The organism is Lysinibacillus sp. Ag94, assembly GCF_023242215.1.
GTDB lineage: Bacteria > Bacillota > Bacilli > Bacillales_A > Planococcaceae > Lysinibacillus.
This window is the reverse complement of the sequence record NZ_CP096780.1, coordinates 4,511,701-4,534,099: the sequence shown is the minus strand read 5'-3', so window position 1 is coordinate 4,534,099 and position 22,399 is coordinate 4,511,701. Positions and strand designations below refer to the sequence as shown.

21 protein-coding genes and 1 other annotated feature (1 of these 22 cut by a window edge) are annotated in these 22,399 nt (G+C 38.9%); of the genes, 16 read left to right on the top strand and 5 right to left on the bottom strand.

The annotated features are described in order from the left end of the window. Positions 1-59 precede the first annotated feature (59 nt). From adh to MY533_RS21550, 5 genes are all read left to right on the top strand, one after another. Complete coding sequence (adh, locus tag MY533_RS21570) at positions 60-1,580, top strand: aldehyde dehydrogenase (RefSeq protein WP_248717506.1); 1,521 nt, start codon at positions 60-62, stop codon at positions 1,578-1,580. 21 nt (positions 1,581-1,601) lie between these two features. Beyond that, positions 1,602-1,961, top strand: coding sequence for a DUF779 domain-containing protein (locus MY533_RS21565; protein WP_142509928.1), 360 nt, complete (start codon positions 1,602-1,604; stop codon positions 1,959-1,961). 232 nt (positions 1,962-2,193) lie between these two features. After that, entirely contained in the window at positions 2,194-3,156 is a 963-nt protein-coding gene (locus MY533_RS21560; RefSeq protein WP_248717505.1) for a DUF4003 family protein, read from the top strand. Positions 3,157-3,199: 43 nt separating this feature from the next. Further along, positions 3,200-4,627: an aldehyde dehydrogenase family protein gene (locus MY533_RS21555; protein WP_248717504.1), complete on the top strand. Its 1,428-nt coding sequence runs from the start codon at positions 3,200-3,202 to the stop codon at positions 4,625-4,627. A 69-nt stretch (positions 4,628-4,696) separates the two neighbouring features. Further along, entirely contained in the window at positions 4,697-5,176 is a 480-nt protein-coding gene (locus MY533_RS21550; RefSeq protein ID WP_053482846.1) for an acyl-CoA thioesterase, read from the top strand. A 47-nt stretch (positions 5,177-5,223) separates the two neighbouring features. Here MY533_RS21550 and MY533_RS22250 read toward each other — a convergent pair whose 3' ends face one another. Further along, entirely contained in the window at positions 5,224-6,534 is a 1,311-nt protein-coding gene (locus MY533_RS22250; RefSeq protein WP_305883973.1) for a globin-coupled sensor protein, read from the bottom strand. Positions 6,535-6,828: 294 nt separating this feature from the next. Between MY533_RS22250 and MY533_RS21535 the strand changes: the two genes are divergently transcribed. Next, on the top strand, positions 6,829-7,038 hold the full coding sequence (locus MY533_RS21535; RefSeq protein ID WP_248717503.1) for a hypothetical protein: 210 nt from the start codon (positions 6,829-6,831) through the stop codon (positions 7,036-7,038). A gap of 106 nt (positions 7,039-7,144) precedes the next feature. On the opposite strand, the gene corA is transcribed toward MY533_RS21535, so the two are convergent. Both corA and MY533_RS21525 read right to left on the bottom strand, forming a co-directional pair. Then, complete coding sequence (corA, locus tag MY533_RS21530) at positions 7,145-8,104, bottom strand: magnesium/cobalt transporter CorA (RefSeq protein WP_248717502.1); 960 nt, start codon at positions 8,102-8,104, stop codon at positions 7,145-7,147. Positions 8,105-8,153: 49 nt separating this feature from the next. Continuing rightward, positions 8,154-8,840, bottom strand: a complete 687-nt coding sequence (locus MY533_RS21525; protein ID WP_248717501.1) for a class I SAM-dependent methyltransferase — start codon at positions 8,838-8,840, stop codon at positions 8,154-8,156. Between the two features lie 120 nt (positions 8,841-8,960). Here MY533_RS21525 and MY533_RS21520 point away from each other — a divergent pair, with 120 nt between their 5' ends. The 8 genes from MY533_RS21520 to ispD all read left to right on the top strand — a co-directional run bounded on the left by MY533_RS21520 (position 8,961) and on the right by ispD (position 18,157). Beyond that, on the top strand, positions 8,961-9,266 hold the full coding sequence (locus MY533_RS21520; RefSeq protein ID WP_132362639.1) for a DUF4870 domain-containing protein: 306 nt from the start codon (positions 8,961-8,963) through the stop codon (positions 9,264-9,266). A gap of 373 nt (positions 9,267-9,639) precedes the next feature. Then, entirely contained in the window at positions 9,640-10,110 is a 471-nt protein-coding gene (locus tag MY533_RS21515) for a CtsR family transcriptional regulator (RefSeq protein WP_248717500.1), read from the top strand. A 13-nt stretch (positions 10,111-10,123) separates the two neighbouring features. Next, complete coding sequence (locus MY533_RS21510; RefSeq protein WP_132362643.1) at positions 10,124-10,672, top strand: UvrB/UvrC motif-containing protein; 549 nt, start codon at positions 10,124-10,126, stop codon at positions 10,670-10,672. Next, entirely contained in the window at positions 10,669-11,778 is a 1,110-nt protein-coding gene (locus MY533_RS21505) for a protein-arginine kinase McsB (RefSeq protein WP_132362645.1), read from the top strand. The genes MY533_RS21510 and MY533_RS21505 overlap by 4 nt, the downstream gene beginning before the upstream one ends. Further along, positions 11,768-14,212 carry an ATP-dependent Clp protease ATP-binding subunit gene (locus tag MY533_RS21500; RefSeq protein WP_248717499.1) on the top strand — a complete coding sequence of 815 codons (2,445 nt, stop codon included), beginning with the start codon at positions 11,768-11,770 and terminating at the stop codon, positions 14,210-14,212. Before MY533_RS21505 ends, MY533_RS21500 begins: the two co-directional genes overlap by 11 nt. A 349-nt stretch (positions 14,213-14,561) precedes the next feature. Further along, the gene (gene radA, locus MY533_RS21495; RefSeq protein ID WP_248717498.1) at positions 14,562-15,938 is read left to right on the top strand and encodes a DNA repair protein RadA; all 1,377 of its coding nucleotides are present in this window, start codon (positions 14,562-14,564) and stop codon (positions 15,936-15,938) included. Positions 15,939-16,375: 437 nt separating this feature from the next. Further along, positions 16,376-17,461, top strand: coding sequence for a PIN/TRAM domain-containing protein (locus MY533_RS21490; RefSeq protein ID WP_248717497.1), 1,086 nt, complete (start codon positions 16,376-16,378; stop codon positions 17,459-17,461). 12 nt (positions 17,462-17,473) lie between these two features. Next, on the top strand, positions 17,474-18,157 hold the full coding sequence (gene ispD, locus MY533_RS21485) for a 2-C-methyl-D-erythritol 4-phosphate cytidylyltransferase (protein ID WP_132362731.1): 684 nt from the start codon (positions 17,474-17,476) through the stop codon (positions 18,155-18,157). Positions 18,158-18,311: 154 nt separating this feature from the next. Here the strand turns inward: ispD and MY533_RS21480 are convergent, their stop codons facing one another. Together MY533_RS21480 and MY533_RS21475 are read right to left on the bottom strand one after the other, a co-directional pair. Next, positions 18,312-19,517 carry a hypothetical protein gene (locus MY533_RS21480; RefSeq protein ID WP_248717496.1) on the bottom strand — a complete coding sequence of 402 codons (1,206 nt, stop codon included), beginning with the start codon at positions 19,515-19,517 and terminating at the stop codon, positions 18,312-18,314. Further along, positions 19,408-19,971, bottom strand: coding sequence for an SWIM zinc finger family protein (locus tag MY533_RS21475; RefSeq protein ID WP_248717495.1), 564 nt, complete (start codon positions 19,969-19,971; stop codon positions 19,408-19,410). Before MY533_RS21475 ends, MY533_RS21480 begins: the two co-directional genes overlap by 110 nt. A 281-nt stretch (positions 19,972-20,252) precedes the next feature. On the opposite strand from MY533_RS21475, the gene ispF reads away from it, so the two are divergent. Together ispF and gltX are read left to right on the top strand one after the other, a co-directional pair. Beyond that, entirely contained in the window at positions 20,253-20,729 is a 477-nt protein-coding gene (gene ispF, locus MY533_RS21470) for a 2-C-methyl-D-erythritol 2,4-cyclodiphosphate synthase (protein ID WP_132362655.1), read from the top strand. Positions 20,730-20,821: 92 nt separating this feature from the next. After that, on the top strand, positions 20,822-22,282 hold the full coding sequence (gene gltX / locus MY533_RS21465) for a glutamate--tRNA ligase (protein WP_248717494.1): 1,461 nt from the start codon (positions 20,822-20,824) through the stop codon (positions 22,280-22,282). A 50-nt stretch (positions 22,283-22,332) separates the two neighbouring features. After that, positions 22,333-22,399, top strand: a binding site (T-box leader); it runs 152 nt beyond the window's last position.

Genomic DNA, 22,399 nt, shown 5'->3' with positions numbered 1-22,399 from the left:
AAAAATGACGATATTTGTAGATTATTTTCTCATCATTTTGTGTAAAGGGGAGAAGTAAAATGGTTTATGCATTTCCAAACACTGAAGGGTCGGTAGTTCAATTCAAAGAGAAATATGAAAATTACATTGGTGGGGAATGGACACCTCCAGTGAAAGGACAATACTTTGACAATGTGACACCTGTTACTGGACAAGTTTTTACACAAGTAGCTCGTTCTACTGCTGAGGATATTGAACTTGCACTTGATGCAGCACATGCCGCAAAAGATGCATGGGGAAAAACATCCCCAACAGAGCGTGCAAACATTTTACTTAAAATTGCGGACCGCATAGAACAAAACTTAGAAAAGCTAGCCGTTGCCGAAACATGGGATAACGGAAAAGCGGTACGTGAAACATTAAATGCAGATATCCCTCTTGCAATTGATCATTTCCGCTATTTTGCGGGAGCTTTACGTGCACAGGAAGGCGCAGTAAGCCAAATCGATAACGATACTGTCGCTTATCATTTCCATGAGCCAATTGGGGTAGTAGGTCAAATTATCCCATGGAACTTCCCGTTATTAATGGCTGTTTGGAAGCTAGCACCAGCACTTGCAGCTGGAAACTGTGTGGTGTTAAAACCTGCAGAGCAAACACCAACTTCGATTATGGTGCTCGTTGAATTAATAGAAGATTTATTGCCATCAGGTGTACTAAATGTTGTCAATGGCTTTGGCTTAGAGGCAGGGAAGCCGCTCGCATCAAACCCACGCATCGGTAAAATTGCCTTTACGGGTGAGACAACGACAGGTCGCTTAATTATGCAATATGCTTCACAAAATCTTATTCCAGTTACATTAGAATTGGGCGGCAAATCGCCAAACATCTTCTTTGAGGATATTATGGACGAAGATGATGCCTTTTTAGATAAAGCAGTAGAGGGCTTTGTATTATTCGCATTAAACCAAGGTGAAGTATGTACATGTCCTTCTCGTGCATTAATTCAAGAATCTATTTACGATAAATTTATGGAGCGCGTCCTACAGCGTGTTGAAGCGATTAAAGTTGGAAATCCACTTGATCCGAATACGATGATGGGTGCGCAAGCTTCGAGTGAGCAACTGGAAAAAATCCTTTCTTACTTAGATATTGGTAAGCAAGAAGGTGCAGAATGTCTAATTGGCGGAGAGAAAAATAATGTAGGGTCAGGCTTTGAAAATGGTTACTACATTAAGCCAACTGTCTTCAAAGGACACAATAAAATGCGTATTTTCCAAGAAGAAATTTTCGGACCAGTTGTTGCTGTAACAACATTTAAAACAAAAGAAGAAGCGTTAGAAATCGCGAATGACACATTATACGGTTTGGGTGCAGGTGTATGGACACGTGATATGAATACAGCCTATCGCTTTGGTCGTGGTATTCAAGCAGGACGTGTTTGGACAAACTGCTACCACGCTTATCCTGCACATGCAGCATTCGGTGGCTATAAAATGTCAGGGGTTGGTCGTGAAAACCATAAGATGATGTTAGCTCACTATCAACAAACGAAAAACCTATTAGTTAGCTACAGTGAAAACAAACTTGGTTTCTTCTAATCAATAGGGAGGTGCATGAGCGTGGTCGAGCGAGTTATAGCAACAGAAGAAGCGCTAGCACTAAAAGAATTATTGAAAGAAAAGCATGGTCCTGTTATATTTCATCAATCAGGTGGATGCTGCGACGGCTCTTCGCCAATGTGTTATCCAGAGGGCGACCTACTATTAGGTGATCAAGATGTTTGCCTAGGAGAGATTGGTGGTGCTCCCTTCTATATGCATAAAAATCAATACGACTACTGGAAGCATACACAAATAATCTTAGACGTTGTCGATGGTAGAGGTGGTATGTTTTCACTTGAAGGCGTTGAAGGGAAACGATTCTTAACAAGATCAAGAGCCTTTTCAACAGAGGAGTTAAAGGAATTAGGTTTAATTTAAAGACTTTAGTGACAGCGGCAAACAGTATTGCCGCTGTTTTTTATGTTGATTTATTTGGAAAGTTTATGTGAGGTTATATGGCTACTTGATAGGAGGCTTTCACACAAAAAATCATGTGCTACTGTCGCTTCGTTAGCAGGAATGAAACCAATCCAACGTTATGATGATGAGCCAAAATGAATGAATCCTTTTTTGTTTAATTACGTAAATATGGAAAAGGAGCGTGTTAAACATGGATTTCGTTATGATTGAAAATCAGTTTACAAATATGGTGGAGGATGTCTCGAAGGCTGTTGGCCGGACAGTGGATCGTAAAATTGTGTTAGCCATAGCTAGCAAATATGTGGCATCTGGAAAACCTTTTGATTCTGTTAAATATAAAGAAGTATTACAAGAAATGAAAAAGCAAACTTCATGGACATCTCCGTTAAGAACAACGGTAGGTTATAGTATTGCTGCAAATTTATTAGAGCAAGAAGATCCACAACAAGCCGTAAAAAATTTACTGAACAACGTGAATATAATGAAGGAAGCGAAATTTAGAAGTGGGAACTTTAGTTTTATTGGAGCACAGTTTTTAACTGAAGAGGAAAGTGAGAAGCGTGCACATGCACAGGCGGCACGTGCATTATTTGATGCAATCCGTAAACATCACAAGTTTTTAACGTCATACGATGATATTCCTTATGCAGTATTGTTAAGTAGCCCCTCTGATGATGCGGAGCTACGTGCGGAAACAATGAATCGTTATTATAAAGAATTACGTACGTATAATTTTAATGCGGGTAATGAGCTTCAATGGCTATCGCAATTACTGACTTTCTTATCAGCCCAATATGATAATAATCTAGTGCCAAATGTTGTGACGATCCGTGACACACTAAAGAATCAGGATGTAAAGGTCAAGACGATGCACTATCCTTTACTTGGTTTTTTAGCAATCCTTGAAGTGAATCAAGTACAGCTTCAACAGATTGTTGATGTATATAATGAGTTAAAAGATATGAAACTTTTAAAATGGCATCGTGAATTTGTGTTATTTATGGCCATACAAATTGCAATTTATGATATGGCGCAGGTGCAACAATCCTTATCAATGACGATCATGTCATCTATTGAATTATTAATTCAAGCGCAGCAAGCAGCGATGTTCGCGGCAATGAGTGCAGCTGCTGTAGCATCAAGTTCTTCGTGATAAAATAAAGAAGAACTTGATTTTTTGGAGGTGCATTTGAAGGATGAAGGAAACAAAGCTTTGGATGAATGGCCAATGGCGGAACGCAAAGGAAACATATGAGCTAAGATCGCCCTATAGTGGTGAGGTTATTGCAAAGGTAGCTAAGGCATCAATTTCTGACGTTGAGCAAGCAATAGAAGGTGCACATAAGGCATTCCAAACGTTTAAAAAGACAACAGCCTACGAACGTGCCGAAATATTATATAAAGTGGTTAACATAATGCGCCAGCGCAAAGAGGAATTAGCTGAAATTTTAGCCCTAGAGGCAGGTAAGCCAATATCGGCAGGTTTAACTGAAATAGAACGTACAATAGCAACTTATCAATTTGCTGCGGAGGGTGCTAAGCAAGCAAACGGTGAAACGGTACCGATGGATGCTGCACCAGGGGCAGGAGATCGTATCGGCTGGACAAAACGAGAGCCTATAGGTGTAATTTCAGCCATAACACCATTTAATTTTCCATTCAATTTAGTGGCACATAAATTAGGTCCTGCTTTTGCAGTGGGAAATACGGTAGTCTTAAAGCCAGCGACGCAAACGCCATTAAGCTCTATCGTAATGGCGGAAATTTTCCAGCAAGCGGGTCTACCTAATGGTGCGCTTCAAATTATGACAGGTAGCGGAGGGGAGCTAAGTGATACACTAGTGACCCACCCACTTGTGAAAAAGGTGACATTCACGGGTAGTGGTAAGGTTGGTTTGGGCATTAAAGAAAAAGTAGGCTTGCGTAAAGTCACTTTAGAGCTTGGCTCCAATGCTGCAGTAATTGTCGAGCCATCGACACCAATTGATAAAATTATTTCGCGTTGTGTCGGTGGTGCTTTTAATTTTGCTGGACAAGTTTGTATCTCTTTACAACGTATTTATGTACACGCATCTATTATTGATGAATTTACAAAGGCATTTGTAGCGGGGACAGAAAAATTAGTGGTAGGTGATCCACTAGATACAAATACGGATGTTAGTGCAATGATCAATCCAAAAGAAGTTGAACGTATTCGTCAATGGATTGACGAAGCAAAGTCACAAGGTGCGATAGTTGCAACAGGCGGAACATTTACGGAACGTACTTTAACGCCAACTGTTATGACGAATGTGACGTCGGATATGAAAGTTGTTTGTCAGGAAACATTCGCGCCAATCGTCTCAATTGTTTCATATGAAACATTAGACGACGCTATTCGACTAGTGAATGAGTCGGAACTTGGTTTAAATGCTGGCATTTATACGAATGTGTTACCTGATGCATTACGTGCAGCAGATGAAATACAAGCAGGTGCTGTTATTATTAATGATATTCCGACATTTAGGGTCGATAATATGCCATACGGTGGCGTAAAAATGAGTGGCTACGGGCGCGAAGGTATTAAGTGGGCAATTGAGGAAATGACAGATATGAAATTTATAACGATGAAAAAATCGTTCTAATTTGCATCAACTCTTTTTCTACGATACGATGACGAAAGAAACATTTCATGAAGGGAAGTTGCAAGAGCTATGACAAACAACGCAATACCGATGGGTCAGTCACGTACTGTTCAAACGCGTCTCGTATTACCGCCAGATACAAATAATCACAACTCCATTTTTGGTGGAAGAGTGTTAGCTTATATTGATGAAATTGCTGCAATTACGGCAATGAAGCATGCGAAAGGGCATGTAGTTACAGCCTCTATTGATTCAGTTGATTTTTTATCGGCAGCACATGTAGGGGATATTTTAGAAATCGAAAGTATTGTTTCGTCAACTGGACGTTCTTCAATGGAAGTTTACGTTCGGGTTATTTCACGAAACATTGAAACTCGTGAGGAAAAATTAACGACGGAATCCTTTGTAACGATGGTTGCAGTAGATGATGATGGTAAACCTAAGCCAGTTCCTGCAATTTATCCTGAAACAGATGCAGAAAAACGTCTGTTTGAAACAGGCCCTGCAAGACGAGAACATCGTAAGCAAAAACGGGAATTACCGCATTAAAAGTGAAAAGGGAAATTGACGTATACTGTCAGTTTCCCTTTTTGTGCTTACATTTTTAACTCATTTACCACATTAATCAGTGAATCGGAGGAAGAAGAAACTAGTGTAGCTCCTTGTGACAGTTCAGTAATCAAGTTAGAAATTGTTGAAATATCTCTGGATGTATTTACATACTGCTGTTGAATTCCAGCAACAGCATCGGCGATATCATTAAATGATTTAGATAAACTGTTTTGTGTATCTACGCTATGTTGAATCTTTTGATCCACGTTAATAACTGAATTAGACATTGTTGTAATATTACTTTCTGTTTCTCTAATGAGATGAGAAACATTTTGTACCGCATTTTTTGTCTCTTCTGCAAGCTTACGAACTTCCTCTGCTACAACAGCAAAACCTTTACCATGCTCACCTGCACGGGCTGCCTCGATAGAAGCATTCAATGCTAATAAGTTGGTTTGATCGGCAATTCCCGTAACTAGCCCTACAATCTCTGATATTTTTTGAGAAGATGTGCGTAATTGGTTCATCGTAACTTCAAGACTGTTTACACTTTGCAAAATAACTTGTATTAAATCATTTTGATCTTGTAGCTGCTGCTGTCCGCGTCTGGATTTTTCTTGTGTATCAGCAACGAAGGATAAGCCTTGTTTAGTCGCTACTGCGATATCGTCCGTTTGAGAAGAAATGACTAATAAAGAGGCTGCTGTTTCTTCACTAATCCCATTGAGCTCCTCTGCTGTTTTTTGAATGGTAGTAACAAGTGCGTGTTTTGTATCATCAGCTGCTGCTCGAATGCGTTCCTCTTCTTTTTCATAGGCTTCGATTACAAGCTGCTGCTCGAAGTTAATGATTTTGCAGAAGGCATTGATAGCACGTATGGCATCATGTTTCGATAAATCCAACTCATTTGTAAAGCGTGTAAATGTTGTTGTTAATGACTGAAATGAGGCGATATACCACTTTGATTGTAGACCAATTCGAACATGGGTTTCAGCGATTGCCTTCCGTTCATCAATATAAGCGTTGTTAATATGACTTTCGAAAATATCACTCAAGTGCTTATGTAAAGTAACTTTTAAACGTTCGATTTGTGACGTTCTGTTTATAATATCTAACAAATCTTGGCTTAAACTAATAGCTGCATAAAATTTATCCACCATTTCAGGAACTAAATCTTTAGCTAAAGGCTGTAGTTGTTTAATGATGGCTAAATCCTCAATTGTTAAATCTAATAGTTGCAACTGTTTTTGAAGTTTTGGATAGTTTGATACATCCAATTGTACATTGTTTTTATAATTTTCAGGTGCTAATGTAATTGAGTAGCTAGAATCGTTCTTTTTTGTAAACCAACTCATTGTCTGTTTGCTCCATTCTTTATAAATGCATAGTAGTATATAAAAATCGAATTGCTTAGTTTGTTAATTTTTCGGAATATATGGTATTTAGTCTATTCTACTATTTTTTGTCGTGAATTTGGTTAAAATTTTAGTGTATTTCTTTATTTTTTATAGGCATTATAGACGACTGTCGATTAAAAGTCATGAAATAGACTATTAAAAAGGTAATAGGTAAATTGAATTTAAAATAGGAAACCTGTAAAATACGAACTGTTTAGATTGAACGTAACAATAGTTTTGAGGAGGTATTACATGGAAAAGAAGCGTTTCAAATTTGTTATTCCGGTTATGGTAATTGTAGCGATTGGCTCGGTTTACATGTTAAGAAACTACTATGCTGAAGTACCAGACTTAGAGCAACTATTAATTACTATCTGTGCAACAATAGTATCTGGGGTACTCGCTTACTTTTTATTTCCACAGCAAGGCGAACATAAAATTGATGATCGTGGTCCTTACTGACAGTGGAAAGGCACCTTAGAAAAATCTCAGGTGCCTTTAGTATGTTGTGCGAGTAAACGCTTTGCGCGGGTACTTCTCGTCATCAATGACGATGGTCCCGAAGGAATTAAGGTTTAAATAATTTGAACCAGCCTTTAAGCTTAAAGACTGCCAGCATAAATAAAGCGATAAAAATCATAATTCCGAGTACGATAAAGTAGCTAAATCTCCCGTGTAGCTCTGGCATATATTCGAAATTCATGCCATAAACACCGGCAATGAATGTTAGCGGAATAAAGATTGTTGAAACAATTGTTAAGGTCATCATGATGCCATTCATACGACTAGAGCTCATCGCCATATAGCTATCACGCATATCTGCAGTGAGCTCACGGTTGGATTCAATCATTTCGGTGAGTTTAAGCAGATGATCGTAAATATCTCCGAAATAAGCTCGTTCTGATTTATTTAGTGAAAATCGGTAAGAGTTAAGGATACGATATAATAGATCACGCATTGGTAATATGGTGCGACGTAGATCAAGCAAATCACTACGGAATTCAAACACAATTTTCATAGCGTTAAGGTTACTTTGATAGGTAAGCTCATCTTCTAGTGCATTTAAATGATCCTCAATCTTATAGACAAGCGGGAAATAGTTATCAACGATTTTATCGATTACCTGGTATGTTAAATAGATTGTGCCACGTTCCCAATTCTTTGGCTGTTTTTCCAACATCATTTGTACACGATCTATCTCCGGTGCTGAATTTTTATGAAATGTAACAATAAATTTATTAGAAACAAAAATGTTTACTTCTTCAGCTGTTAATTCTTCGTTAACTCTTTGGATAACAAAGAAGTGGAAATCATCATAAAAATCGAGCTTTGGCCGCTGTAAACGCATTAAACAATCTTCTATAGCGAGTGGGTGAAAATGGAAAAATGTATCTAACAGTAGTTCTTCCTCATCGGTCGGACAATTAAAATCGACCCAGTACCATTCAAATTCGTTTTTGTGTATATCTTCAAGCGGAAAATTCTTTATAAGCTTTTGGTCTTTTGTAATGCCAATTGTACGTATCACAGCATTCACCTCAATTCTGTTAATTATAGCTTAACAGGTGTATATATCTTCACAACAAACTTTCTTTATAACATATCCAACCACCAAATAAAGTAGTCGCAAAGAATCTAGATGGTTTTGTAAAACCTGCCTGCTGTAATAGTGCTAAAATGTCCTCTTCACGCATAAATGAAAGAGAACGTATCGATTTCTCCATTTCTGCTACTTCCGATGGTGTTAGCTTTGTATGCTGTAGCCAATAAGCACGCCATAAATCAAATTGTAGCTCAGTTTCTAAGGAACCTTGCTGCCCATATTTTGAGACGAGGACAAAGGGAGCACCAGGCTTTAAATTATTCGCTATTTCTTGTAATGTTGCAAGCTTCTCCTGATCATCTTGTATAAAGTGAAGCACTAATACACAGCTTGCTGCATCAAACTTCACTGCAGGTAACTGAGTATCCAGTATAGTTCCTTGATATAAAGAAATATTATTAGGTAGAGATTTTAAACGTTCACCAGCGATTTGTAGCATCGCTTCTGACGGATCTATACCAACAAATGACCAATGAGGACTTTTCTCAGCAAGCTGTAAAATCTCATTGCCGCTTCCGGAGCCAACTACTAAAAATTCAGCTGTTTCATGTAACGCAGATTGGTAAAAGGTTTGTGTCAAACGTAGCATTGCATCATAGCTAGGGAGCGTGCGACGAATACCTTTTTCGTATTCGTTTGCAAGTTTGTTATTAAATTCCATCAGTTATCACATGCCTTTCAAAAAAATTTTAAAATCCAATTTATATTTGAAACTATTTAAGAAATAGATCCGTAAATAGTAGTACATAAAATAAAAAATTAAATGGAAGGATTGATATAAATGGAAACTAAATGGTCTAAGGTAATCATACACGCAAGTGCGTTTTTTGCGCCATGGTTAGTACCGATTATATTTTTCTTAATTAGCTCAGATGAAGAGGTAAAAAGTATTTCCGTGCAGGCCTTATTGTTCCAAGTTGTGATGGGGGTATTGATGACAATTTCGGGGATTTTAAGCTTCCTAATCATTGGTATACCGTTCTTAATTGTTTTTGGTATCATGTATTTTATTGCACCAATTATCGGTATTGTGAAGGCTCTATCTGATGAGCATTGGCGTTATCCAATAGTTGGTCGATGGGTATAATTTTTATAGACGCAAGTATATGCTAGTTGCATATGCTTGCGTTTTTTCTATAGCTGAAAAGGGCATCTTATAACTAAGAAACTTATTTCAGCGGTTGTCCAAACATCTGCAGAAATAAGTTGAAAATCATCGCTTCCATACGATAACGGCTAACTGACCTGCATCAAGCTGCTGACGCTACGCTTCCGGGCAAAAAACATCCTGCTCGCCTAACACCAAAGCCGATTCCGGACGCAATTATTCCTGGCATAGGCATAATTAATTTTTTCTAAGTGCGAAATAATTGCAATTATTTTCAAGCGTTTTGTATAATATACTCAAAGAAAGTCAAAGATAGTCAAAGTCAGTGAAGTAAGCGAGGTGTATTCCTAAAATGCGTAATATATCAGACATCATAGAAGGCTACTTAAAGCAAGTGCTTGAATTAGGTGGAGAAGGGCATATTGAAATAAAACGTAGTGAAATCGCAGATAAATTTCAATGTGTGCCCTCACAAATAAATTATGTAATCAATACTAGATTTACTGTCGAGCGAGGTTATCTTGTTGAAAGCAAACGTGGTGGTGGTGGATACATTCGAATTTTACGTGTCCGCGCGAATTCACAAATTGATCTGATTGATGATGTCCTCTCGCAAATAGAAGGTGGGGCATCGCAAACAATGGCAGAAGATTTAGTGTATCGACTAATTGATGAGCAGGTAATTTCTAAGCGAGAAGCGAAATTAATGTTAGCAGCAGTTGATCGCTCAACTCTCGATTTGCAACTCCCGTTACGGGATATTATTCGAGCAAGAATTTTACGAGCGATGCTAACAACGATTAAATATGAACAGCACAAATAAAGAGGTGATGGGAATGATATGCGAACATTGTAAGCAGCGTAATGCGACAGTTACCGTAACACAAATTCAAAATGGTCAAAAAGTAGAGCATCATTATTGTGACGTCTGTGCCTCGCAGTTCCATCCATTTCATGCTGAATTTAAGCAAGAGCCAATATCTATTCAGCAGTTATTATCCAATTGGTTTGGCTCCCCTACATGGCAGCAACAACAAGTGGGTGAAAAACAGCAGGCACCACCACAACCGCAAACATGCCCACAATGTGGATTTACGTATAAACAATTTTTAAAAGAAGGTAAGTTTGGATGCCCTAGCTGCTATGACACTTTTGGTGAACACTTACCGAAGCTCTTTAACCGTATACAGGCTGGTCCTCAACATATAGGAAAAATGCCCGGTGCCCAAAACAATGTCTATGTCATCAAAAAGCAAATTGAAGATATTCGTAAACGTATGAAGATTGCTGTAGATGAAGAACAATTTGAAGAGGCCGCAAAGCTTCGTGATGAAGCGAAGGAACTTGAGAAGCAGCTACAATTTGAAGGTGGTGATGTGTCGTGATGATTGAGTCATTTTTAGAGCGTGCTACACCGATATGGATGAGTGTAGAGGACGATTATTCAGATATTGTCATTAGTACACGCATTCGCCTTGCTCGAAATTTAGATGGTTATCGTTTTCCATTAGCCTTTACAGAGGATGAAGCATTACAGGTGGAACACGCAGTTACACATGCAATCAAGGATAGTACAGAACTTCGAGAAAATTATTCATATTTTGCTATTAAAGACTTAACGTCTTTACAGCGTCAAATACTTGTGGAAAAGCACTTGATTAGTCCTCAGCTTGCAAAAAAAGAGCGAGTTGGCTCCATGCTCTTATCTGATGACGAATCAACTAGCATTATGGTGAACGAAGAAGACCATTTACGCATTCAATGTATGACGGCGAGCTTTCAACTTCAAAAGGCATACGAGCAAGCCAATAAAATTGATCGTACCTTAGAGAAAGCTTTGCCTTACGCATTTCGAGATACATTTGGTTATTTAACAAGTTGTCCAACAAATATTGGTACTGGTTTACGAGCATCTGTCATGATGCACCTGCCTGCCCTTACTCTTACGGGTCAGATGAATCAAATCATTAATGCGATGACACGATTAGGAATGACGGTAAGAGGAATATATGGGGAGGGTAGTGAAAATATAGGGAATGTTTACCAAGTGTCAAATCAGATTACACTAGGGAAAACAGAGGATGATATTTTAGCCGATATCCAAAGTGTCGCTGAAAAAATAATTCAAAAAGAACGACATGCAAGAGGTAAGTTAATGGAAAAAGCAGAGCTTGCCTTAGAAGATCGTGTATACCGTGCTTTAGGGACATTAACACATGCTCGAATTTTAACGAGTGAGGAGGCTGCTACCTGTCTTTCCAATGTTCGTTTAGGAGTAGATTTACGGTTAATTGAAGGTATTAAAGCGACTAAATTAAACGAATGTGTTGTTAGTATGCAACCTGGATTTTTACAGAATTACGCAGGTGACGTTTTGCCACCTACTGAGCGAGATCGCGTACGAGCGGAAATGCTTCGTGAGGCACTATCTCGAGAAAATATGAGTAAGCCTATTATTCGGAGAAAAGGAGAGGATTCATTTGATGTTTAATCGTTTTACACAACGCGCGCAAAAAGTATTACAGCTTGCACAAGAAGAGGCAATTCGTTGGAAACACGAATCAATTGGAACAGAGCATATTCTATTAGGGCTTATCCGTGAAGGTGGCGGTATTGCTGCAAAAGCATTAGAAGCCATTGATATTAGTCCCCAAATGATTGAATCAGGTATTGAAGAGCTTGTAGGGAAAGGTAAAGAAGATGTTGGCCCAATTGTCCACTACACACCTCGTGCTAAAAAGGTAATAGAACTATCAGTCGATGAATCACGTAAATTAGGTCATTCCTATATCGGCACAGAGCATTTACTATTAGCGCTTATTCGTGAGGGTGAAGGTATAGCGGCCCGTGTATTAAATAATGCTGGTGTCGGATTGAATAAGGCTCGTCAGCAAGTGCTATTGTTATTAGGTAATAACGATAATGCTCAATCTGGTCAACAAGCTGCACAGGCTGCCAATACACCAACATTAGATAGCCTTGCGCGTGATTTAACGCAAATTGCTCGTGAAGGCACTTTAGATCCAGTCATTGGTCGAAGCAAGGAAATTACACGTGTTATTGAGGTTCTATCACGTCGTACAAAAAATAACCCTGTATTAATCGGGGAGCCAGGTGTTGGTAAAACAGCTATTGCTGAAGGCTTGGCACAGCAAATTATTAATAATGAAGTCCCAGAAATTCTTCGTGATAAACGTGTTATGACACTTGATATGGGGACAGTTGTTGCTGGAACAAAATATCGTGGTGAATTTGAGGACCGTTTGAAAAAGGTAATGGATGAAATTCGCCAAGCAGGAAATGTTATTTTATTCATCGATGAATTGCACACATTGATCGGTGCGGGTGGTGCAGAAGGTGCCATAGATGCGTCAAATATTTTAAAACCATCTTTAGCACGTGGTGAGCTGCAATGTATTGGTGCAACGACACTAGATGAGTATCGCAAATATATTGAGAAGGATGCGGCATTAGAGCGTCGTTTCCAACCAATTCAAGTTGATGAACCAACTGTAGAAGAAGCAATTCAAATTATTCAAGGCTTACGTGATCGTTATGAAGCACATCACCGTGTGAAAATTACTGATGAAGCAATTGAAGCGGCAGCAAAAATGAGTGATCGATATATTTCTGATCGTTTCTTACCAGATAAGGCGATTGACTTAATCGATGAAGCCGGTTCTAAAGTCCGCTTACGTTCATTCGCAGTGCCACCAAACTTAAAGGCACTTGAAGATAAGCTTGAAAATGTGCGCTCTGAAAAGAATGCAGCTGTCTCAGGTCAAGAATTTGAAAAAGCAGCATCATTAAGAGATACAGAGCAAAAACTAAAAGATGAAATCGAAACTACAAGAAAAAACTGGAAGGAAGAACAAGGTAAAGCCGAGTCAAAAGTGACAGTGGATGATGTAGCAGCGGTAGTATCTATGTGGACTGGAATTCCCGTTTCGAAAATTGCGTCAGAAGAATCGTCTAAGTTATTACAACTTGAAGAAGAGTTACACAAACGAGTTGTAGGTCAAGGAGAAGCAGTAGAGGCAATTTCTCGTGCAATACGTCGCGCGAGAGCTGGCTTGAAAGATCCGAAACGACCAATTGGCTCATTTATTTTCTTAGGCCCTACAGGGGTTGGTAAAACAGAGCTTGCCAGAGCACTAGCTGAGGTTATGTTTGGCGATGAGGACGCAATGATTCGCGTGGATATGTCTGAGTACATGGAAAAACATTCGACTTCCCGTTTAGTTGGTTCACCTCCAGGCTATGTAGGTTTTGATGATGGCGGTCAACTAACAGAAAAGGTTCGTCGTAAACCGTATTCAGTAGTATTACTAGATGAAATTGAGAAGGCACATCCAGATGTTTTCAATATCTTACTTCAAGTACTTGAAGATGGCCGTTTAACAGATTCTAAAGGTCGAGTGGTCGACTTCCGCAATACCGTTGTTATTATGACTTCAAACGTCGGTGCAGATGCTTTAAAATATCAGAAAAACCTTGGCTTTAATGTAGGTGGTACTGATACGAAGTATAAAGATATGAAGGGTACAATGCTCGAGGAATTGAAAAAAGCATTCCGTCCAGAGTTCTTAAACCGTATCGACGAAATGATTGTCTTCCACTCACTAGAAAAAGAACATTTAAAAGAAATCGTCGCAATGATGGCGAATGCTTTAACAAAACGTCTGAAGGAGCAAGACATTTCGTTAGAGTTAACGGATTCGGCACTCGAGAAAATTGCAGAGGAAGGCTATGATCCTCAATACGGTGCTCGCCCACTACGTCGTTCGTTGCAAAAACAAGTAGAAGACCGTTTATCGGAAGAACTGCTGAAAGGCAATGTAGAGAAGGGTAATCAAGTTGTTATTGATTACGTGAATGAAGAGTTTGTTGTGAAGAAAAAAGAGGAAGTTTCTACTTCTAAATAATCTTCAACAGCGAGGGGCATTCATCCCCCATCTGCCCATTAAATGTTTATTTGAAAAGAACAGCAAGGCATAGTGCCAAGCTGTTCTTTTTTATCGTCATTTAAAATTTTTGAAGGTGGTTCCTTTTTAGAGGGTTCCAAACACCTACTGAAATAGAGGAACTTAGTCTAAGAGCGCCACGTTCTGTGGTAACGACTGAGTGACCACCATCACGTTGGCCCAAAACCCCTTCGGACGATTATAAAAGGAATAAATTATGCGGGCACAATTAAAAATCTAGACGCAATTACGCCAAGGCTTAAATTGATGTACAATAAATATAAGAACAAATATTCGAGGTGGATGCATTTTGGCGAAGAAAAAAACAAAATTTGTATGCTCAAGCTGCGGCTATGAATCCGCAAAATGGATGGGAAGATGTCCAGGGTGTGGGGAATGGAATAAGATGGTTGAAGAGGTGGAGGTGGTCGCGAAAGGGCCACGAGGGGCATTCCAACATTCTGCTACGGTTACTCAAAAGGCTCTCCCTATTATGCAGATTGAAGCAGCTGAGGAATCACGAGTTGCAACAGAAATGGGTGAGCTTAACCGAGTGTTAGGTGGAGGTATCGTGCCAGGTTCTCTTGTATTAATTGGGGGAGATCCTGGGATTGGGAAGTCGACGTTGTTATTACAAGTATCTGCGTTGCTTTCGAATAAAGGGCATCGCGTGCTTTATATTTCTGGTGAGGAATCCATCCGTCAAACAAAGCTACGTGCAGAACGTTTAGGGGTGATGTCACAGGAGCTGTATATCTATTCTGAGACGAATTTAGAGTTTTTAAATCAGACTATTGACGATGTGCAGCCAAAGTTTGTTATTGTCGATTCGATTCAAACTGTTTTTCATCCAGAGGTAACGAGTGCACCTGGTAGTGTATCACAAGTGCGTGAATGTACAGCAGAACTTATGCGAATTGCAAAAACAAAGGGAATTGCAATTTTCCTAGTTGGACATGTAACAAAAGAGGGCCAAATTGCAGGGCCACGTATATTGGAGCATATGGTTGATACGGTATTGTATTTTGAAGGAGAACGACATCATAATCACCGTATTTTACGCAGCCAAAAAAACCGTTTTGGCTCTACGAATGAAATTGCTATCTTTGAAATGCTTCAGGGGGGCTTAAAGGAAGTGTTAAACCCGTCTGAGTTGTTTTTACAGGAGCGTTCACAGGGAGCGGCAGGTTCAACAATCGTAGCCTCAATGGAAGGTACACGGCCAATTCTAGTTGAAATTCAGTCACTTGTAACACCAACAAGTTTTAATTATCCAAAACGAATGGCAACAGGTGTCGATCAAAACCGTGTACAACTGCTTATGGCTGTTCTTGAAAAGAGAATGGGCCTCATGTTACAGGCGCAGGATGCATATATTAAAGTTGCTGGCGGCGTGAAACTGGATGAGCCTGCAATTGATTTAGCGGTGTTGACAAGCATCGTTTCAAGTTTTAAGGATCAAGCTGTCAGAGCAACGGACTGCTTTATTGGGGAAGTAGGTTTGACAGGCGAGGTGCGTCGTGTATCTCGTATTGAACAACGTGTGATTGAGGCAGCAAAGCTCGGATTTAAACGGGCCTTCATACCGGCTTCGAATATAGGTGGATGGGATTTCCCACAAGGTATTGAGATAGTTGGTGTGGAAACGATAAAGGATGCATTGACCGCTTGCTTTAGAGAGCTATAAAAAAGCTTGTGCATGTTGGGCAATGTTCTGACATGCACTTTTAATTTATTTCAGCGGGTGTACAAACACCCGCTGAAATAAATTAAAGCCTCCGGCGGATGTCACGGAAATCGGCAAGGAGTTCTTTGTGCATGCACAAAGCCGATTCCGGACGCAATTATGCCGAGGCATAATTGATTTGCAAGCTTTTGTAATTCATAGATAGAAGGTAGGAAACTCTAAAGGGGGTAATGGCGTCTAAGATAACGTCTGTGAAAAGGCTTCTTTAACGTCTAGCAGATGCTTAAGCATGGAAGGATTTCAATAATTGATTGTCCTCTTTCATTAGAATCGAAATGGTTGATCACAAGAATATTAATGATACTTTGATGGGTTCATAAAAGATTTTCTACAGTAAACTATGTATAATTATATAGTAAAAATGGGAGGTGACAGTTATGAAAAAATTTGTTCAAATTGCTTTTTTACTGATTGGAGGAGCATTAGGCCTTGTTTTCTTACCGCCATTATACGAATTGCTTCATTTATCATCTAATCCTTGGCTTGATAATCCCTACGTATCAGTAGCTTTAGGAGCGCTTTTACTGTTTACACTATCATTTGCCTTTTCAGATTATTTCGTAAGGCTAATTAGTTGGATGGAAGACGTGCTATTTAAAGTACCTGTTGGTGATTTATTATTTGGTACACTGGGACTTATTATCGGGCTAATCGTTGCTTATTTCTTAGGATTTGCAATTGATAGTATTGATTTACCGAAATTTACAAAGGTTTTACCAATTATATTGTCATTTGTGCTGGGCTATTTAGGGTTCCGTGTAGGCTTTAAAAAGCGAGATGAATTAATCCAGCTATTTACGTTACGTGGTCATAATACGAAGAAAAAGTTAACGGAAGGTGTAGAGCCTCAAGAAGTACGAGGTAGCTATAAACTGTTAGATACTAGTGTTATTATTGATGGTCGTATTGCAGATATTTCTGAGACAGGCTTTATAGAAGGTACGCTAGTTGTACCCCAATTTGTCCTTACTGAGCTTCAGCATATTGCTGATTCTTCGGATACATTAAAGCGTACAAGAGGTCGTCGTGGCTTAGATATTTTGAAGAAATTACAAGATGAACGTATGACGAAGGTACAGATTACTGAAGAGGACTTTGAGGATGTTCAAGAGGTTGATTTAAAACTAGTACGCCTTGCAAAGAAAATGGGGCACGATACACAAATTGTTACGAACGACTTTAACCTGAACAAAGTTTGTGAGCTCCACCACGTTAAAGTGCTGAACATCAATGATTTAGCAAATGCAGTAAAGCCTGTCGTTATTCCAGGTGAGGATATGCAAGTGATGGTCATTAAAGATGGTAAAGAGCATAATCAAGGGGTTGCCTATTTAGATGACGGCACAATGATTGTTGTTGAAGGGGGACGTAGCTATATAGGACAGGCAATTACAGTAACCGTAACAAGTGTTCTTCAAACATCAGCAGGTCGTATGATTTTTGCTAAACCAAAGGATGACTAGGAAGTGGGAAATGTGCAATATGAAGTAGTGTTGCCTGCTGCGGGAAGCGGAAAGCGAATGGGTGCAGGGCAAAATAAGTTGTTTTTAAATCTTTTAGAAAAACCAATCCTCATACACACGCTAGAGGTTTTTGAACAGGATAGCCAGTGTACTGGTATTTGGCTTGCAGTGAAGCCGGAAGAGCGTGTATTTATTCAAGAAATGCTAGAGCGGTATGGAATTACTAAAGTTAAAGGCTTACCTGATGGTGGTGCAGAACGACAGCATTCCGTCCATTCGTGCATGAAAGAAATGAAGCAGGTTGATATAGTGCTTGTGCATGATGCTGCGCGTCCGTTTATTACGCATGATATTATTGCAAATCTTGTACAAAGTGCATATAATTTTGGCGCTGCGATTGCGGGTGTTCGTGCGAAGGATACGATGAAAAAAGTGCGCGATGGTGTTATTGAAGAGACGATTGATCGAGAAAGCTTATGGATGATCCAAACCCCACAAGCATTTCAATTTGATTTAATTGTAGAGGCAGAGGATGTAGCTGAGAAGGTAGGCTTCCTTGGCACAGATGAAGCAATGCTTGTTGAGCGTCTCGGACATGAAGTGCATATTGTGGAAAGTAGCTACGAGAATGTAAAGATGACGACGCAAGAGGATTTAGTTTTCGGTGAAGCGATATTGCGTAAACGTGCTTTGTAAAGAGTAGTTGAGAAACATTAGGTAAATTACAATGGTAGCAGCTAAGCAGCTATACAAAATCCCGTAAAGAAGTAGCACTATAACTTCTTACGGGATTTTATTTTAACTTCTATTAGCGATGTTCTTAAGCAACGCTTTTTGCAGGGGAAATCCACTATTTCATAATATTCTTTAATTCTTCTATAAAAGCAGGGCGTTTTGGGTAAGTTTGTAGTAAATCAGTAATTAACCGTTCAGCTTCTACGGTATAGCCTGCCTCACGCATAACATTGATTGAACGACAGACGTCTTTATAATTTTTTCGATTAGAGGAAGATTGAGCATCTATGGTGATGGCATCAATGAAAAGTGCACAAACTTCTTCATAGTACTGTTCTTTAATGAATTGATAATAGTGGCCTATTCTTGTTGGGTATTCTTTGCAATAGTCTAGAATACGTTTAGATTGCTGTTCTTCTACAATAAGTCTTGCATATAAGTTCGAATTGGGAAGGCTATTTAATAATTCTTCTAGAACTTCTGGCCATTGTTCAGTAGAGTGAAGAGCTTTGAACTCTTTGTAAAAATCATATTCACCCTTTTGCATTAGCTCTAAAGCTAATTCGCGCATTTCTTCTGTATGCCCTAAATGCTGATGAGCTTTAAAAGCGTAACGTTTCCACATGCTCACAATGCCAGGGAGTTGTTGATCTTGCTGGATTCCATCAGTTGTCAATTGTAATACTTTTTCATATTCACCGTGGTTAATAGCAGATTGAATTATTTGCTCACGCATATGGTAGTCCTCGATATGCTTCTCCAAAAATGCTTCTACTTCCTTACTACTGTATTTATTCTGTAATAAGTGAAGCTCAACCTGTTTTAATTCTTTGTTTATATATTGTGCGTTCCAATCATCTGATGAGCTTGCCATTGAATAAATAAGGGTTTTAAACTGTTTTTCAATCTCATCGTATAAACAAAGAGAAACACAGGCGTTGAGAAGTTGAATTCGACATTCTACCCAGTCATCAAACTCGTGTTGCATTGCTTTTTGAATAACAAGTTCATATACTCTTTCATACTGCTCTTTTGACCAAAAGTTTGCCCCCTCTTCAATCGCTTGACTAATTAATTCTAGACTTTCTCTAATGGCATCGCCGAAATGACCATCGGAATCATCACCATATTGTAGTGCTTCTAATGCATATTGGAGGCATAGAAAACTTAGCTCGATAGCTGTAATATTATCCTCTTTGTCGATATGTTCCTCAGCGTGCTGAAGTGTTGCGTAGACACCTTTTAGTGCTTTCGATGCCCGATGGCGTGGGATAAAACCACTTCTCCCCTCTTGCCCCCATTTCAGATGCTTGACAATCATTTTTTTTAGCGGCCATTACTACATCAGTTGGCTCCATTAGCCGGATTTCTAATTCTTGTAAGAAATCAGGAGAATTCTTCCCGACTGTTAAAATTAGGCTTATTAAATTTTCTTTTGTTTGTGTTGTTAACAATTGCTGTAATGTTGATTTTTTTGCTTTAGATGATTTAGATACCGATACAGGAGGATTATAAAACTGTTCCTTAATCTCGTATAGCACAGCAACAATATGCTTGCAATCATCATCATAAGGGCAGTCGCAATTCGCGTATGTAATATCACCTTGTGCATTGAAGGTGACATCTACAGTATACGGTTCAGTTCCTTCAACTACTGCCCGCCAGTTACTAGTGTCAATTTGCATAATATCAATGACTTGATTATTCATATAATAATCGTACCCACGTTGTACAATTACTTTTTTAAACTGCTTTTCAAAAGAATTAATGTTCATTTCAACACAGCCTTTTCGTATTTTATTAATGCAAGCATATCAAAAAATGAGAGAAAAAAGAGAGCCAAATATTATACCTTTGCCGAGACACTCATTTCCTAGGAAATATGTTAAAATGTGAGGGTATAATATAGAGTAAATATAGAAGTGAAGGAAGGTGAATGAGGCTGCCTTATAAGCTGAATGGAAGCTTTTTAAGTCTGCATATTTGTTGAAGCGAATGAGCTTCAGTTGGTGGATTTTCTTGTTTTATTTATCTTATTAGACAGTTTCAAAATCATATGTTTCGAGTGGGACAAGGATTTGACGTGCATGCATTTGAAGAAGGACGTCCATTAATTATTGGTGGTATAACAATTCCTCATGAAAAAGGGTTAGTAGGGCATTCCGACGCAGATGTTTTATTACACACTGTAACAGATGCGGCGTTAGGGGCTATTGGTGAGGGAGATATCGGTCGTCATTTCCCAGATACAGATCCTGCGTTCAAGGATGCTGATTCGGCGAAATTATTAGCGTATATTTGGAATATTGTTGAGGAAAAGGGCTATGTTCTAGGTAATGTGGATTGTACGATTATGGCACAGCGTCCGAAAATGGCGCCGTATATTCAACAAATGCAAAATCGTATTGCTGAATTGCTTCATGCAGAGCCTTCTCAAGTGAATGTAAAAGCAACAACAACTGAGCGTTTAGGTTTTACAGGTCGCGAGGAAGGGATTGCCGCGATGGCGACAATCCTATTGATTAAGAAATAAAAGCAGGCTCTAAAGCGCTTTTATTTCCTGTAACAGAGTGGTAAAATGAACAAAGTCAATTTTTTGATCGAAAATTTAGGAGGCTTTTAATTATGGCGAAAGAAGTTCGTGTTCGTTACGCGCCATCCCCTACTGGTTTCTTACATATCGGTGGAGCGCGTACAGCGTTATTTAACTATTTATATGCAAAACATCATAACGGTAAATTCATCGTACGTATTGAGGATACAGATATTGAGCGTAATGTAGAGGGCGGAGAAGCATCTCAGTTAGATAATTTAAAATGGTTAGGCATAGCGTATGATGAGTCGATCGATATTGGTGGACCATATGCACCTTACCGTCAAATGGAGCGTCTTGATATTTATAAAGAGCACGCTGACAAACTACTTGAGCAAGGTTTAGCTTACAAATGCTTCTGTTCTTCTGAGAAATTAGAAGCGTCTCGTGAAGAACAAAAAGCACGGGGTGTTGCAGCTCCAACTTATGATGGTACTTGTCGTCATTTATCAGCAGAGGAAGTTGCGGCTAAAGAAGCTGCTGGTGAACCATATACAATTCGTATGCGCGTACCTGAAAATGTAACATATGAATTTGAAGACTTAGTACGTGGACAAGTAGCGTTTGAGTCAAAAGATATTGGTGACTGGGTTCTTGTTAAAGCGAACGGTATTCCTACGTATAACTATGCGGTAGTGCTAGATGATCACTTTATGGAAATTTCGCATGTATTCCGTGGTGAAGAGCATTTATCGAATACACCAAAACAAATGATGATCTTTGATGCATTCGGCTGGGAATATCCACGCTTTGGTCATATGACATTAATCATTAATGAAAACCGCAAAAAATTATCAAAACGTGATGAATCAATTATTCAATTCGTCACACAATATAAAGATTTAGGCTACCTACCTGAAGCAATGTTCAACTTCTTCGCATTACTTGGTTGGTCTCCTGAGGGAGAAGAAGAGATTTTCTCAAAAGAGGAATTTATTAAAATCTTTGATGAAAAACGTCTTTCAAAATCACCATCTATGTTTGATAAACAAAAGCTTACTTGGATGAATAATCAATACATTAAAAAATTATCTTTAGAAGAAGTAGTAGAATTATCTTTACCGCACTTACAAAAAGCTGGTTTATTACCAGCGGAGTTATCAGAAGAAGAACGTGCATGGGCTACAGATTTAATCGCACTTTATCATGAACAAATGAGCTTTGGTGCTGAAATTGTAGAACTATCTCGCCTATTCTTTAATGATCATATTGAATATGATGAAGAAGCAAAAGCAGTTTTAGCAGGGGAGCAGGTACCTGAGGTAATGGCTGCATTTAAAGTACAGCTTGAAGGTTTAGAAGAATTTACGCCTGATGCTGTCAAAGCGGCTATTAAAGCTGTTCAAAAAGAAACAGGTCACAAAGGTAAAAATCTATTTATGCCAATCCGCGTTGTCACAACAGGTGAAACGCATGGTCCAGAACTTCCTAACGCGATTTGCTTAATTGGTAAACAGAAAACAATTAATCGTGTAGAAAAATTTGCACAATAAGTAGAAATTGATTGACAATTTATAAGTTCGTTGTAAAATGTATTTACATTGAGAAAGCGTTGATAAGGAGAAGTAAGTGGCGCATGCTCTATAGAGAGGACCATCACCGGCTGAAAG